This window comes from Allofournierella sp. (assembly GCF_017889395.1).
Lineage (GTDB): Bacteria > Bacillota > Clostridia > Oscillospirales > Ruminococcaceae > Allofournierella.
In genome coordinates, this window is sequence record NZ_JAGHKE010000083.1 from 1 (window position 1) to 14,618 (window position 14,618).

Sequence of the window (14,618 nt, forward strand, 5' to 3'; positions counted from 1 at the left end):
TGGCCCGGCAGAGCGGCCTGCCGGAGACCGCCGCGGCCTGGATGGTGGCGGTGGGCGCGGCGGGATCGGCGGCCGGGCGGCTGAGCCTTGCCGCGGCGGGGGACAAGCTGGGCCGACGGGCGGTGCTCATCGCCGCCTTTGGGGCGCTGGCGGCTTTGTCCGCCGGATTTGCCTTTGCAAAGGAATGGCTGTTCCTGGCCGTTTACGCCGGGCTGTGCTTTTTCTATGCCGGTCAGGCGGCGGTGCTGCCCAGCCTCTGCACCGAGCGGTTCGGCCTGGCCCACACCGGGGTCAACTACGGCCTGCTGGCCCTGGGCATGGCGGCGGGTAGCCTGGGCTTTCCCTTCGCGGCCAAGGCCCTTGGTCTGGATACCGGGCGGCACTGGCTGGCGGTGGGCGCGGCGCTGGCCGGGGCCTTCTGTTTGTGGAAGCTGGGCCCGGTGCAAAAGAAGAAAACCTCCGGTTGACAGCGCCCTTTGGGAATGCTATGGTGAAGATAACCGGGCGGGCCCGGCGCGAGGGTCCGCCGCATTATAATGGTAAAGGAGCGATTCCCCATGGCAAAACTGGATGGTAAGGCGGCACTCATCACCGGCGCGGCGGCCGGACTGGGCGAGGGCATTGCCACCGCCTACGCAAAATACGGCGCAAAGATGGTTCTGGTGGACCTGGACCCCCGCGTGGAAGAGACCGCCCAGCGGCTGCGCAAAGAGTACGGCAGCGAGATCATCACCGTGGTGGCCAACGTGGCCGACCGGGCCCAGATGGACGAGGCCGCAAAGAAGGGCGCGGAAGCCTTCGGCGCCATCGACATCGCCTGCTGCAACGCGGGCGTCTGCCGCCTGGCCCCCTTTGAGGAGATGGACGACGCCACCCGGGATTTCCACATCGATGTGAACATCAAGGGCGTGTGGAACACCTGCAAGGCGGTTATCCCCTATATGCTGAAGCAGGGCGGCGGCAGCATCGTGATTGCCTCTTCTGTCACCGGCGACATCGTGGCCGACGCGGGCGAGGCCGCCTACGCCATGACCAAGGCCGCGCTGGTGGGCCTGACCAAGTGCCTGGCGGTGGAGTACGCCGGGCGCAACATCCGGGTAAACTGCTCCCAGCTGGGCTATGCCCGCACCCCCATGGTGGAGAAGATGGCGGTGGAATCCAACCCCGAAAACCCGGAAGCTGCCATTGCGGCCATCGCGGCGGGCGTGCCCATGGGCCGGCTGGCAAAGCCCATCGAGGTGGGCGAGCTGTTCGCTTTTCTGGGCAGCGATGAGTCCAGCTATCTGACCGGCAGCCAGATCGTGATCGACGGCGGCAGCACCCTGCCCGAGACCATGAGCATCGGCACCAACTGACCGGAAAAACAAAAAGGGCCGCGCACCGTGAAAATACGGTGCGCGGCCCTTGCTGCATTTCGTGACGCTTAGCCCTTGGTGTCGCCGAACAGGTTGAAGCGGTAGAGTTTGGCCTCGTCCTCGGGCTCGGAGCACTCGAACTTGGCCTCGGCGATCTGGCCGCCCTGAATCAGGGTGGTGAAGCCGATCAGCTGGCACAGCTTGCTCTTCAGGTTCAGCCGGTCGCCCTCGGGGGTGATCATGTAAATGTCGCCCTTGCAGGAGGCCAGCATCTCGCTGAAATCACGAACATTGAAATTATGAAGACTGATGCGATCCATAAAACGGATTCCTCACTTTCGTTTTTGCAGGCCCCGGCGCATCAAATAAGCCGGGCCGCCTTCTCTGGCAATTGCCAATACTTTCTCCCTCGCGCGGGCCTTGCCGCCCGTGCACCTATACTATAGCACTGCCTTTGTGCACATGCAACAATGAAAATGGCGTTTCTTTGTACGTATTGACGATTTAATTCGCACAAAAATCCAGCAGCGGGCAAAAACGGGAAGGGCGGTGCAATTTTTTGGCTGAACAAATGGAAAAACGCCTTGCAAAACCATTCGCCCCTATTTATAATGAGAAGGTAGATGTTGTGAAATCCGCAACAAGCTTACAAAGAGAGCAAAGGAGAGTACTATTATGACCTATTCTCATGAAGTAGAGCGTATGTGTCCTCTGACCAAAGGCCCCCATCACGGCCCCGCCCCCATCCCGGAGGAGGGCGCCTGGGTTAAGGCCTATGAGATCAAGGATATTTCCGGCCTGACCCACGGTGTGGGCTGGTGCGCCCCTCAGCAGGGCACCTGCAAGCTGACTCTGAACGTTAAGAACGGCGTGATCGAGGAAGCTCTGGTCGAGACCATCGGCTGCTCCGGCATGACCCACTCCGCCGCTATGGCCGGCGAGATCCTGCCCGGCAAGACCATCCTGGAAGCTCTGAACACCGACCTGGTGTGCGACGCCATCAACGTGGCTATGCGCGAGCTGTTCCTGCAGATCGTTTACGGCCGCAGCCAGACTGCCTTCAGCGAGGGCGGCCTGCCCATCGGCGCCGGCCTGGAGGACCTGGGCAAGGGTCTGCGCAGCATGACCGGCACCATCTTCTCCACCAAGGCCAAGGGCGTTCGTTACCTGGAGCTGACCGAGGGCTACATCCTGAAGACCGCTCTGGATGAGAACAACGAGGTCATCGGTTACCAGTTCGTCCGTCTGGGCAAGATGCTGGAAGCTATCCGCCACGGCGAGGACCCCAAGACCGCGTTCGAGAAGAACATTGGCACCTACGGCCGGTTCGATGGCGCTGCCAAGTACATCGACCCCCGCGAAGAATAAGAGAGGAGGAGAAACATTATGGCTACTTTTGAATCTATGGATCGCCGCATGCCCAAGATCGAGGCATGCCTGAAGGCCAACGGCCTGGAATCCCTGGACGCTTGCCGTGAGATGCTCCTCGAGAAGGGCATCGACTGCGACGCTATTGTTAAGGGCGTTCAGCCCATCTGCTTTGAGAACGCCGTTTGGGCTTACACCCTGGGCACCGCCATCGCTGTGAAGCGTGGCCTGAAGAACGCCGCCGAGTGCGCCGCCGCCATCGGCGAGGGCCTGGAGGCTTTCACCATCCCCGGTTCTGTTGCCGAGCAGCGCAAGGTTGGTCTGGGTCACGGTAACCTGGGCGCCATGCTGCTGAGCGACGAGACCAAGTGCTTCGCCTTCCTGGCTGGCCACGAGAGCTTTGCCGCTGCTGAGGGCGCCATCGGTATCGCCCGCACCGCCAACAAGGCTCGTAAGACCCCTCTGCGCGTTATCCTGAACGGCCTGGGCAAGGATGCTGCTTACATCATCAGCCGCATCAACGGCTTCACCTACGTGGAGACCGATTACGACTTCAAGACCGGCGAGCTGAAGGTTGTTCGCGAGAAGGCTTTCTCCGACGGCGAGCGCGCTGCTGTTAAGTGCTACGGCGCCAACGACGTTCTGGAAGGCGTTGCCATCATGAAGGCTGAGGCTGTTGAGGTTTCCATCACCGGTAACTCCACCAACCCCACCCGTTTCCAGCACCTGGTTGCCGGCACCTACAAGAAGTGGGCCATCGAAAACGGCAAGAAGTACTTCTCCGTTGCTTCCGGCGGCGGCACCGGCCGTACCCTGCATCCCGATAACGTGGCTGCCGGCCCCGCTTCCTACGGTCTGACCGACAGCATGGGCCGTATGCACGGCGACGCTCAGTTCGCCGGCTCCTCCAGCGTGCCCGCTCACGTGGAGATGATGGGCCTGATCGGTATGGGCAACAACCCCATGGTTGGCGCCACCGTGGCCTGCGCTGTTGCTGCTTCTCAGGTCTAATCGACCCGTTAAGCACACTGTGTTTTGACAAAGAGCACCGTCCCCTTTTGGGGGCGGTGCTTTTTTGTGTGCCCAAAGGGGGACGCCGGTGGATTTTTGCCGCCTGCGCACTGGCTTTTTTGCTGGATTGTATGCTACAATAATAAAAATAATGCACGCGAAAAAGAGGAGGCGGCGGGTTATGTATGATATGGCGGAATCACAGATGACCCTTTACGATTATGTGCAGCCCTTCGGGGGAACACTGGATGAGAATAACCGCTGGGTGAAGCTGGCGAAGGAGATCGACTGGCAGGAGATGGAGCGCCACTATGCGGGCAACTTCGGCCGGGCAGGCAATCAGGCGCTGCCCCTGCGCATGGCCTTCGGCAGCCTGGTCATCCGCCAGGCGCTGGAGCTTTCCGACCGGCAGACCGTGCAGATGATCCGGGAAAACCCCTACCTGCAATACTTCATCGGCATGACCAGCTTTAGCCACACCGCGCCCTTTGTGGCCCACAGCATGGTGGGCTTTCGCCAGCGCATTCCTCAGGAGCAGGTGGACAAGGCGGTGAAGCTGTTCAAACGCATTTCCCGCCAGTGCGAGCGGGAACAGTGAGGGGGCGTTTCGGCATAGAATAAAGGCGGCGCGTTCCGGTTATCCAATGTGATAAAGTCACTTTTCAAATGCACGCCAACATGATAGAGTTTGGGCAGCACCACATAATTCCAGGTGGTGGAGCACGCCGGAAAATTTTTTGCGGAATGAATCAAAAAGCGCAGGCAAGCCTTGGTGGCCCCGCGAGCATTTTTGGAAAATTCCACAGAAAATTTTGGCGGGATACGCCGCCTGAGGCGTTCGCCGTGAATTGTGTGGTGGTTCCCCAAGGAAAAACAATGGAAGATAGCGCTTTCGGGCGCTGTAATAAAAAAATTTCTTACTTTATTGGAGGGAGTTTGTCATGAATCTGAAGGGTTCCAAGACCGAAGCCAACCTGATGGCCGCCTTTGCCGGTGAGAGCCAGGCCCGCAACAAGTACACCTACTACGCATCCAAGGCCAAGAAGGAAGGCTACAACGAGATTGCTGCCGTCTTCGAGGAGACCGCCAACAACGAGAAGGAGCACGCCAAGATCTGGTTCAAGCTGCTGCACGACGGCGAGGTGCCCGGCACCCTGGCCAACCTGGCCGACGCCGCTGCCGGTGAGAACTACGAGTGGACCGACATGTACGCCAGCTTCGCCGCCACCGCCAAGGAAGAGGGCTTCGACCGCATCGCCGCCCTGTTCACCATGGTGGGCGACATCGAGAAGGAGCACGAGGCCCGTTACCGTGAGGTGGCCAAGCTGCTGGAAGAGGGCAAGCTGTTTGCCCGCGAGACCGAGCAGGTTTGGATCTGCACCAACTGCGGCCACATCCACATCGGCACCCACGCTCCCGCCAAGTGCCCGGTCTGCGACCATCCTCAGGGCTACTTCGTGCTGCGCGCGGAAAATCACTGATTCATTTTGAACCTTTGGCCCCCCGGCTTTTGCCGGGGGGCTTTTTCTTTTGCGAAAACTCTGTGTGTGCTCTTGACAGAAGAACGGTTTGTCCTGTATACTTCCTTGTAGTATTACATTATCACAATAAAGCAAAACAGGGAGGCGAGCCGGGATGCAAAACGACCAGCTGCTGAAAAACGAAGAGCGGGCGGTGATCGCCCTGCGGGCTTTGTACCAGAGCTATGGGTACCTGCCCTATAAAATGAGCCGTTTCGAGGAATACGAGCTGTATGCCCGCAACAAGGACTTTCTGCTCAGCGACCGGGTTATCACCTTTACCGACACCAACGGCCGCCTGATGGCCTTAAAGCCGGATGTGACCCTTTCCATCCTGCAAAAGGGCGAGGAGAACCCCGGCTGCAAGCGCAAGGTGTGCTACAACGAAAATGTGTACCGGGTGTCCCGCCGGTCGGGCCAGTTCAAGGAGATCATGCAGACCGGTCTGGAGTGCATCGGCGACGTGGACGAATACGATGTGTTCGAGGCGGTGGAGCTGGCGGCGAAAAGTCTGGCGCTCATCGGCCCGGAGTACGTGCTGGAGATCAGCCATCTGGGCGTTGTCTCCGCCTTGCTGGAGGCGGCGGGCGGCGGCGAGGAGTTCCGGCGCAGCGCGCTGGAGGCCCTCTCCCAGAAAAACGCCCACGATCTGGCCCGCATCTGCGAAGAAAACCGCGTGCCCGCCGAATGTGCCCGGCGGCTGGCGGATCTTGTCACCATCTACGGCAGCCGGGGCCCGGCGCTGCAAAAGCTGCGGGAACTCTGCGGCGATGTGGCCGGGGAGGCGGTGGCCGAGCTGGAGCAGCTGAGCGCCCTGCTGGACGCGGCGGGTCTGGGCGACGAGGTGGTACTGGACTTCTCGGTGGTCAACCACATGGACTACTACAACGGCATCGTGTTCCGGGGCTTTTTGCAGGGCCTGAGCCAGAGCGTGCTGGCGGGCGGCCGGTACGACCGGCTGATGCGCCGGATGGGCCGCAGCCAGGGCGCGGTGGGCTTCGCCCTTTATCTGGACCGGCTTGACCAGCTGCGCAGCCCCCGCCCGGAATGGGATGTGCAGGTGCTGCTGCTCTATGAAAACGAGACCCCCGCGGCAGCGGTGGCGGCGGCGGTGCAGAAATTGCGCGCCAAGGGCAGAAGCGTGAGCGCCCAGAAGGCGGTGCCGCCCAAGCTGCGGTATCAGGAATGCATCCGGCTCAACAAGGAGGGGAAACCATGCTGAACATCGCGCTGCCCAAGGGCCGCCTGGGCGAAAAGGTCTATGCCATGTTCGAGGCGGCGGGCTACGAGTGCCCGGCCATCCGGGAGAACAGCCGCAAGCTGATTTTTGAAAACGCCGAAAAGGGCATCCGGTATTTCTGGGTCAAGCCCTCGGATGTGAGCATCTATGTGGAACGGGGCGCGGCCGATGTGGGCGTGGCCGGAAAAGATATTTTACTGGAATACCACCCGGACGTGTACGAGCTGCTGGACCTGAACGTGGGCCGCTGTAAGATGGCGGTGGCCGCCCCCTGCGATTTCCATGACGACGGGGAGCGCACCCTGCGGGTGGCCACCAAGTTCGCGTCCATCGCGGCGGACTACTACGCGGGCATGGGCCGGGATGTGGATTTCATCAAGCTGAACGGCTCCATCGAGCTGGCCCCCATTCTGGGCCTGTCCGATGTGATCGTGGACATCGTGGAAACCGGCACCACCCTGCGGGAAAACAACCTGGAGGTGGTGGCGGACATCCTGCCCATCAGCGCTCGGCTGATCGCCAACAAGGCCAGCTTCAAATTCAAAAACCGCCAGCTGGAAGAGATGCTGGCCAGGATGAAGGAACAGGTGAAGTGACATGATTCCCATTTATGAATACGGCCAGGTACCGAATAGCGAGATTTTTGCCCGGGATAACATCGCCTCCAACGTGGAGGGCGCGGTGACCGAGATTCTGGCCCAGGTGGCCGCCCGGGGCGACGAGGCCCTGCGGGAATACACCCTGCGCTTCGACAAGGCCGACCTGACTGATCTGGAAGTGACCGAGGCCGAGATCGACGAGGCCTTCGCGGCGGTGGAGCCGGAATTTGTGGAGATTCTGCGCCAGGCGGCGGCGAACATCCGCGCCTTCCATGAAAAGCAGCGCCGCAACAGCTTTGTGGTGGCCGACCAGCCCGGCGTAGTGCTGGGCCAGAAGATCGTGCCCATCCAGAAGGTGGGCCTGTATGTGCCCGGCGGCACCGCGGCCTACCCCTCCACCGTATTGATGGACAGCATCCCCGCCAAAATCGCGGGCTGCCCCCAGCTGGTGATGGTCACTCCGCCCAGCGCAGACGGCAAGGTGAACCCCGTGATTCTGGCGGCGGCGAAAATCGCGGGCGTGGACCGCATCTTCAAGGTGGGCGGCGCCCAGGCGGTGGCGGGCCTTGCCTACGGCACCGAGACCCTGCCCAAGGTGGATAAGATCGTGGGCCCCGGCAATGCCTATGTGGCGGAAGCCAAAAAGCAGGTATTCGGCCGGGTGGCCATCGACATGATCGCCGGACCCAGCGAGATTCTGGTGGTGGCGGACGGCAGCTGCAACGCCAAAATCGTGGCGGCGGATATGCTCAGCCAGGCAGAGCACGACAAAATGGCCAGCGCGGTGCTGGTCACCGACAGCGGCGAGCTGGCCAAGGCAGTACAGGCGGAGCTGGAGCGGCAGATCCCGCTTTTGCCCCGCAGTGAGATCGCCCGGGCCTCCATTGACAACAACGGCAAGATCATCGTGGCGGAAACTCTGGATCTGGCCATTGACATCGCCAACGAGATCGCCCCCGAGCATCTGGAGCTGTGCGTGGACGCGCCCTTTGACTATCTGGACCGGGTGCGCTGTGCCGGTTCCATCTTCCTGGGCAAGAACTGCCCCGAGGCCCTGGGCGATTACTTCGCCGGCCCCAACCACACCCTGCCCACCAGCGGCACGGCGAAATTCTCGTCGGCGCTGTCGGTGGATGACTTCGTGGTGAAGAGCCAGTTTACCTATTACACCGCCGACGCGCTGGCGAAGGTGGGCGAACAGGTTGCCTATTTCGCCCGCAAGGAAGGGCTGGACGCCCACGCCAACAGCGTCACCGTGCGGCTGGAGGAGAAAAAGAAATGAGCCGGTTTTTTTCAAGTCGCTACGCGGCGCTCACCCCCTATACCCCGGGTGAGCAGCCCCAGGACCAGGACTACCTGAAGCTGAACACCAACGAATCCCCGTTTCCCCCTTCTCCGGGGGTGGCGGCGGCGGTGGCCGCCCAGTGCGGCAAGGTGCAGCTTTATTCCGACCCCCAGTGCGCCGGGCTGCGCCGTGCGCTGGCGGACCGCTACGGGGTGAAGCCCGCCAACATCATGGTGGGCAACGGCTCGGATGAGGTGCTGGACTTGGCCTTCTGCGCCTTTGCGGGGGAGGAGCGGCCCCTGTATTTCGCGGATGTGACCTACGGCTTTTATCCGGTGTTCGCGGCCAAGAACCGTCTGCCCTTTGAGGTGGTCCCCTTGAAAGAGGATTTCACCATCGACCCGGCGGATTACTTCGGCAAAAACGGGGTGGCGGTGATCGCCAACCCCAACGCCCCCACCGGTCTGGCGCTGGGGCTGGACGCCATCGAAGCGATTTTGCAGGCCAACCCGGACGGGGTGCTGATCGTGGACGAAGCCTATGTGGACTTCGGGGCCGAGAGCGCCGCTGCCCTGCTGGATAAATACGACAATCTGCTGGTGGTGCGCACCTTCTCCAAGTCCCGCTCCATGGCAGGGGCCCGGCTGGGCTTTGCCATCGGCTGCGAGGCGCTGATTGCCGATCTGGAGACCCTGCGCTATTCCACCAACCCTTACAACGTGAACCGGATGACCCTGGCGGCGGGCGAGGCCGCGCTGGCCGAGGACGACTATTACATGGACAACTGCCGCCGCATCGCCGCCATCCGGCAGGATGTGGCCGGGCAGCTGGAGGCCATGGGCTGGCGGGTGCTGCCCTCCAAAACCAACTTCCTGTTCGCGGCATCCCCCAAGCTGGGCGGCAAGGCCATGTATCAGGCCCTGCGCCAGAAGGGTGTGCTGGTGCGGCATTTCGATGCCCCCCGCACCCGAGACTTTATCCGCATCACCATCGGGGACGAGACCCAGATGGAGCGGTTTGTGAACACCGTCAAGGAAATTGAAAAGGAGGCAGCCCAGTGAGAACGGCAGAGATCAAACGCACCACCGCCGAGACGGACATTTCCCTGCGCCTTGTGCTGGAGGGTACCGGCAAGGGCAGCTGCGCCACCGGCTGCGGCTTTCTGGACCATATGCTGGTGCTGTTTGCCCGGCATGGCCGGTTCGATCTGGATCTGACCTGCACCGGCGACACCTACGTGGACTACCACCACACGGTGGAGGATGTGGGCATCTGCCTGGGCGACGCCTTCCGGCAGGCCCTGGGCGACAAGCGGGGCGTATGCCGCTACGGTCAGTCCCTGCTGCCCATGGATGAAACCCTGATTCTGGCGGCGGCGGACCTGTCCGGCCGGGGCGGCTACTATGGCCAGGTGGAGATCCCCACCCAGAAGGTGGGCGACTTCGACACCGAGCTGTTCGAGGAATTCTGGATCGCCTTCGCCCGTCAGGCTCAGCTGACCCTGCATCTGCAAAAGATGGCGGGGGCCAACTCCCACCACATCATGGAGGGGGCCTTCAAGGCGGCGGCCCGCTGCCTGCGGGCGGCAGTGGCCATCGACCCGGAGTTCGCCGGGGAAATTCCATCCACAAAAGGGGTGCTGTGATGATCGGCGTAATCGACTACGGGGTGGGCAACCTGTTCAGCCTCTGCTCCTCCCTGCGTTATGTGGGGGCCCAGGTGCAGGTAAGCGCCGACCCCGCCGTTCTGAAACAGGCGGACAAGCTGGTCTTGCCCGGCGTGGGCGCCTTTGGCGACGCGGCCCAAAAGCTGCGGGCCACCGGGCTGGACCAGCTGGTGATAAACCAGGCGCAAAAGGGCGTGCCGGTGCTGGGCATCTGTCTCGGCATGCAGCTGCTCTTTGAAGAAAGTCTCGAATACGGCCGCCACAAGGGCCTGGGTCTTTTGGCCGGGCGGGTGGTGCCCATGGAGGGGGCCCTCCCGGCGGAGCTGAAAATTCCCCACATCGGCTGGAACGCTTTGCGGCCGGTGGCCGAAAGCCCGCTGCTGCGGGATGTGAAGCCCGGCGACTGCGTATACTTTGTTCATTCCTACTACGTCGACGGCTGCGCCGACAGTCTGGTGGCCACGGCGGAGTATGGCATCCCCATCACCGCCATGGTGCAGAAGGGGAACGTGATGGGCTGCCAGTTCCACCCGGAAAAGAGCGGCCCGGTGGGCCTTGCCATCCTGCGGGCCTTTTGTGAAGAGGAGGGAAAAGCATGATCCTGTTTCCGGCCATCGACCTGTACGAAGGGCAGGCGGTCCGGCTTTATCAGGGCGATTACCGGCAGATGACCGTGTACAGCTCCGACCCGGCGGCACTGGCCAAACAATTTGCCGAAACCGGCGCCACCTACATCCATCTGGTGGACCTGGAGGGCGCGCGGGACGGCACCACCCCCAATCTGGAGCTGATCCGGCGCATCGCCGCCGAGACCGGCCTGTTTGTGGAGGTGGGCGGCGGCATCCGGAATATGGACATTGCCCGGGCCTACCTGGAAAACGGGGTGAGCCGGGTGATTCTGGGCACCGCCGCCGTCACCGACCCGGACTTTCTGCAGAATGCTCTGGATACCTGGGGCGAGCGGGTGGCCGTTGGGGCCGACCTGCGGGACGGCCAGGTGGCCATCCGGGGCTGGCAGCAGACCAGCGACGAGGGGGCGCAAAGCTTCTTCGACCGGATGCAGGGCCTTGGCGTTTCCACCATGATCTGCACCGACATCTCCCGGGACGGGGCCATGCGGGGCGCGAATCTGGAGCTGTACCGTAGTCTCGCCAAACGGCAGGGGCTGCAGATCGTGGCCTCCGGCGGCGTAAGCAGCCTGGACGACATCAAAGCCCTGCGTCAGATGGACCTGTACGGGGCCATTCTGGGCAAGGCCTACTACACCGGCGCAGTGGACCTGGCCGATGCACTGGAGGCGGCGAAATGATCACAAAACGAATCATGGATGGCCGTGTGGTGAAGGGCGTGAACTTCAAGGGGCTGTCGGATGTGTCCGACCCGGTGGAGCTGGCCCGGTACTATTCCGAGAGCGGAGCCGATGAGCTGGTGTTCTACGACATCACCGCCTCCGCCGAGGGGCGCAAGCTGTTTACCGACATCCTCTGCCGGGTGGCGGAGACGATTTTCATCCCTCTCACCGTGGGCGGCGGCGTGAACACCCTGGAGGATTTTGACCGGGTGCTCAAATGCGGCGCCGACAAGGTGAGCGTGAATTCCGGCGCCATCCGGGACCCGGAGCTGATCCGCCGCGCCGCGAAGCGGTACGGCAACCAGTGCGTGGTGCTCTCGGCGGACATCAAGCGGGTGAACGGCCGGTTTCAGGTGTTCGCCAAGGGCGGCCGGGAGGATACCGGCATCGAGGCCATCGGCTGGCTGCGCCGGGGCGTGGAGCTGGGCGCGGGCGAGGTGGTGGTAAATTCCATCGACACCGACGGCGTGAAGCAGGGATTCGACCTGGAGCTGCTGGATGAGGTCTGCCGGGCGGTGCCGGTTCCGGTGATCGCCTCCGGCGGCGCGGGCAGCCAGCAGGATTTTGTGGAGCTGTTCAAAAAGGTCCCCAGTGTGGATGCGGGCCTGGCGGCCTCGGTGTTCCATTTCGGTGAGATCGCCATTCCGGACCTGAAACAGACCCTTTGGGAAAACGACATCATAGTGAGGCGATAAGATATGCTGAACATTCAAGACCTGAAATTTGACGAAAAGGGCCTGATCCCGGCGGTGGTGGTGGATGCCAAAAGCCGCAAGGTGCTCACCGTGGCCTACATGAACGCCGAGAGCCTGGCCATCAGTATGGAAAAAAAGCTTACCTGCTTCTGGAGCCGTTCCCGGCAGGAGCTGTGGCTCAAGGGCGAGACCAGCGGAAACTACCAGCACATTGTGAGCATCACCGCTGACTGCGACCGCGACGCGCTGCTGGTGCTGGTGGAAAAGGACGGCCCGGCCTGCCACCTGGGCAATGATTCCTGCTTTGAGGACGTGCTGTTTGAGAGCGACGAGCGGGGCGACTTTACCCTGCAGGGCCTGTACGATCTGCTGATGCAGCGCAACGCCGACCGGCCCGAGGGCTCCTACACCACCTATCTGTTCGAGAAGGGTCTGGATAAGATCCTGAAAAAGGTGGGCGAGGAATGCACCGAGGTCATCATCGCGGGCAAGGCCGAGGACAAAAAGGAGACCATCTACGAACTGGCGGACCTGGCCTACCACGCCATGGTGCTCATGGTGCAGATGGGCATCACCGTGGAGGATGTGCGGGACGAGCTGGCCAGCCGTCACATCATCGACCACAAGGTCAAGCAGGAAAAGATGACCTCATGAGACCCTACAATCTGCACACCCACACCACCTTCTGCGACGGCGACAATACCCCCGAAGAGCTGGCCGCGGCGGCGCTGGCGGCGGGCTGCGAAACCCTGGGCTTTTCCGGCCACAGCCACACCGGCTTTGACGAGCGGTATTGCATGAGCCTTGCGGGCACCCGGGACTATAAAGAGCAGGTGCGGCGTCTGCAAGCAGAATACGCGCCACGGCTGCGGATTCTCTTGGGCATCGAGCAGGATTATTACTCGGAACAGCCCGCCGAAGGGTACGATTTTGTCATCGGCTCGGTGCATTATTTGTATCGTCATGGGGAATACCTGCCGGTGGATGAGGACCCCCAGTGGCAGCAGGGCATCGTGACCGACCACTACGGCGGGGATTACTATGCCTTCGCGGAGGATTACTTCGCCACGCTGGCGGATGTGCACCGGCGTACCGGGTGCGATATTGTGGGGCACTTTGACCTGATCGCCAAGTTCAACGAGAGCGGCGTGCTGTTTGATGAAGCCCACCCCCGCTACCGGGCAGCGGCGCTGGCCGCTTTGGACCGGCTGGCAGGGGAGGGTGTGGCCTTTGAGGTGAACACCGGCGCGGTGGCCAAGGGCTGGCGCACCCAGCCCTACCCGGCCAGCTGGCTGTTGGAGGGGCTGCAGGCCCGGGGAGCGCGGCTGGTCTTTTCCAGCGACTGCCACAACGCCAATCAGCTGCTGGCCGGCTGGGAAACATGGGGGCCCCTGTGCGGCCCTTCTCTCTGACAGGCTGATATTGTGAATGAGAAGCCGCCCGGCGGGGGAGTGAAAGCCCCGGCCGGGCGGTTTTGCTTTGCCCCGGCGGGGCCGGTCTGTTATAATACGTTTATATATAAATAGAGAAAGGGGAATGAACATGGCCTGTCTGCCCTGTCTGGTGCTGGATCACGACGATACCGTGGTGGCCAGCACACCCACCATCCACTACCCGGCCTTTCTGGATGCCATGAAGCTTCTGCGCCCGGAAGTGAACTGGAGCCTGCACGAGTATGTGCTGTATAACTTCGAGCCGGGCTTTGAGGCCATCTGCCGGGAGATGCTGCACCTGACCGATGAGGAGATGCTGGTGGAGCAGAAGGTCTGGAAGCAGTGGACCAGCACCCATGTGCCGCCCATGTTCCCGGGCATGGCCGAGCTGCTGCGCCGGTATCGGGATGCCGGGGGCATCCTCTGCGTGGCCAGCCATTCCAGCGAGGAGATGATCCGGCGGGATTACCGGGTGCACTGCGGCTTCGAGCCGGAGCTGGTGTTCGGCTGGGAGCTGCCGCCCCAAAAGCGCAAGCCCGCCTCCTATGCGCTGGAGGAGATCATGCGTCATTACGGCCTTGCGCCGGATGAGCTTTTGATGGTGGACGATTTAAAGCCCGGCTGGCAGATGGCGAAAAGCTGCGGCGTGCCCTTTGCCTTTGCGGGCTGGGGCTGCGAGGTGGAGCCGGTGCGCGACTTCATGAAAAAACATTCCACTCATCCGCTGGACACGGTAGACCAGCTGGCCCCGCTGCTGGGCCTGTAAGGCCTGGATTTCTATACAAAGAGGACAAACCGGGTAGCATATTAGCAAAGTGATACTTTTTCGAAAAAAATTGAAAAAAGGTGTTGACTTCTGGTTGCAGGCTGTGGTATTATAACTGAGCCGTCAACGACGGCAAGCCGCTCAAAAGAGCTTGAAAAAATATTTCAAAAAATGCTTGACAACAAGAACTTGATGAGATATAATAAACAAGCTGTCCCGCGAGGGAGAGTGGCACAGGACCTTGAAAATTGAACAATATCGAAGCTTGAACGGAACCTTATCGTGATGGAAAATCACGTTAAACAATTCCAATATACAAGTAATTCGTG

Annotated in this window: 18 protein-coding genes; 17 read left to right on the top strand and 1 reads right to left on the bottom strand. The window is 61.6% G+C overall.

Annotated features, from left to right (window positions below):
* Both J7G73_RS10585 and ucpA read left to right on the top strand, forming a co-directional pair.
* Nucleotides 1–467: MFS transporter (locus J7G73_RS10585; protein WP_367113986.1), on the top strand; the 467-nt coding region annotated here is incomplete at its 5' end.
* A 90-nt stretch (nt 468–557) separates the two neighbouring features.
* Nucleotides 558–1,355 carry an SDR family oxidoreductase UcpA gene (gene ucpA / locus J7G73_RS10590; RefSeq protein ID WP_291246226.1) on the top strand — a complete coding sequence of 266 codons (798 nt, stop codon included), beginning with the start codon at nt 558–560 and terminating at the stop codon, nt 1,353–1,355.
* A gap of 68 nt (nt 1,356–1,423) precedes the next feature.
* Here the strand turns inward: ucpA and J7G73_RS10595 are convergent, their stop codons facing one another.
* Nucleotides 1,424–1,675 carry a hypothetical protein gene (locus J7G73_RS10595; RefSeq protein WP_087296221.1) on the bottom strand — a complete coding sequence of 84 codons (252 nt, stop codon included), beginning with the start codon at nt 1,673–1,675 and terminating at the stop codon, nt 1,424–1,426.
* A 355-nt stretch (nt 1,676–2,030) separates the two neighbouring features.
* On the opposite strand from J7G73_RS10595, the gene J7G73_RS10600 reads away from it, so the two are divergent.
* From J7G73_RS10600 to J7G73_RS10670, 15 genes are all read left to right on the top strand, one after another.
* Nucleotides 2,031–2,723, top strand: coding sequence for an iron-sulfur cluster assembly scaffold protein (locus J7G73_RS10600; RefSeq protein WP_087182457.1), 693 nt, complete (start codon nt 2,031–2,033; stop codon nt 2,721–2,723).
* Between the two features lie 18 nt (nt 2,724–2,741).
* Complete coding sequence (locus J7G73_RS10605) at nt 2,742–3,734, top strand: GGGtGRT protein (RefSeq protein WP_087296222.1); 993 nt, start codon at nt 2,742–2,744, stop codon at nt 3,732–3,734.
* 181 nt (nt 3,735–3,915) lie between these two features.
* Entirely contained in the window at nt 3,916–4,332 is a 417-nt protein-coding gene (locus J7G73_RS10610) for a transposase (protein WP_087184971.1), read from the top strand.
* Nucleotides 4,333–4,675: 343 nt separating this feature from the next.
* Nucleotides 4,676–5,215: a rubrerythrin gene (gene rbr / locus J7G73_RS10615; protein ID WP_058962667.1), complete on the top strand. Its 540-nt coding sequence runs from the start codon at nt 4,676–4,678 to the stop codon at nt 5,213–5,215.
* Between the two features lie 154 nt (nt 5,216–5,369).
* A complete protein-coding gene (locus J7G73_RS10620; RefSeq protein WP_291246227.1) occupies nt 5,370–6,476 on the top strand; it encodes an ATP phosphoribosyltransferase regulatory subunit in 1,107 nt (368 codons plus the stop codon).
* Entirely contained in the window at nt 6,470–7,090 is a 621-nt protein-coding gene (hisG, locus tag J7G73_RS10625; RefSeq protein WP_291246228.1) for an ATP phosphoribosyltransferase, read from the top strand. The genes J7G73_RS10620 and hisG overlap by 7 nt, the downstream gene beginning before the upstream one ends.
* A 1-nt stretch (nt 7,091) precedes the next feature.
* Complete coding sequence (gene hisD / locus J7G73_RS10630) at nt 7,092–8,375, top strand: histidinol dehydrogenase (protein WP_291246229.1); 1,284 nt, start codon at nt 7,092–7,094, stop codon at nt 8,373–8,375.
* Nucleotides 8,372–9,439 carry a histidinol-phosphate transaminase gene (gene hisC / locus J7G73_RS10635; protein ID WP_291246230.1) on the top strand — a complete coding sequence of 356 codons (1,068 nt, stop codon included), beginning with the start codon at nt 8,372–8,374 and terminating at the stop codon, nt 9,437–9,439. The genes hisD and hisC overlap by 4 nt, the downstream gene beginning before the upstream one ends.
* Nucleotides 9,436–10,023, top strand: a complete 588-nt coding sequence (gene hisB / locus J7G73_RS10640) for an imidazoleglycerol-phosphate dehydratase HisB (protein WP_087184976.1) — start codon at nt 9,436–9,438, stop codon at nt 10,021–10,023. The genes hisC and hisB overlap by 4 nt, the downstream gene beginning before the upstream one ends.
* Complete coding sequence (gene hisH / locus J7G73_RS10645; RefSeq protein WP_291246231.1) at nt 10,023–10,643, top strand: imidazole glycerol phosphate synthase subunit HisH; 621 nt, start codon at nt 10,023–10,025, stop codon at nt 10,641–10,643. The genes hisB and hisH overlap by 1 nt, the downstream gene beginning before the upstream one ends.
* A complete protein-coding gene (gene hisA / locus J7G73_RS10650; RefSeq protein ID WP_291246232.1) occupies nt 10,640–11,353 on the top strand; it encodes a 1-(5-phosphoribosyl)-5-[(5-phosphoribosylamino)methylideneamino]imidazole-4-carboxamide isomerase in 714 nt (237 codons plus the stop codon). The genes hisH and hisA overlap by 4 nt, the downstream gene beginning before the upstream one ends.
* Nucleotides 11,350–12,090, top strand: a complete 741-nt coding sequence (hisF, locus tag J7G73_RS10655) for an imidazole glycerol phosphate synthase subunit HisF (RefSeq protein ID WP_291246233.1) — start codon at nt 11,350–11,352, stop codon at nt 12,088–12,090. The genes hisA and hisF overlap by 4 nt, the downstream gene beginning before the upstream one ends.
* Nucleotides 12,091–12,093: 3 nt before the next feature.
* A complete protein-coding gene (hisIE, locus tag J7G73_RS10660; protein ID WP_291246234.1) occupies nt 12,094–12,744 on the top strand; it encodes a bifunctional phosphoribosyl-AMP cyclohydrolase/phosphoribosyl-ATP diphosphatase HisIE in 651 nt (216 codons plus the stop codon).
* On the top strand, nt 12,741–13,502 hold the full coding sequence (locus J7G73_RS10665) for a histidinol-phosphatase HisJ family protein (protein WP_291246235.1): 762 nt from the start codon (nt 12,741–12,743) through the stop codon (nt 13,500–13,502). Before hisIE ends, J7G73_RS10665 begins: the two co-directional genes overlap by 4 nt.
* Nucleotides 13,503–13,626: 124 nt before the next feature.
* On the top strand, nt 13,627–14,289 hold the full coding sequence (locus tag J7G73_RS10670; RefSeq protein ID WP_291246236.1) for an HAD family hydrolase: 663 nt from the start codon (nt 13,627–13,629) through the stop codon (nt 14,287–14,289).
* Nucleotides 14,290–14,618 lie beyond the last annotated feature (329 nt).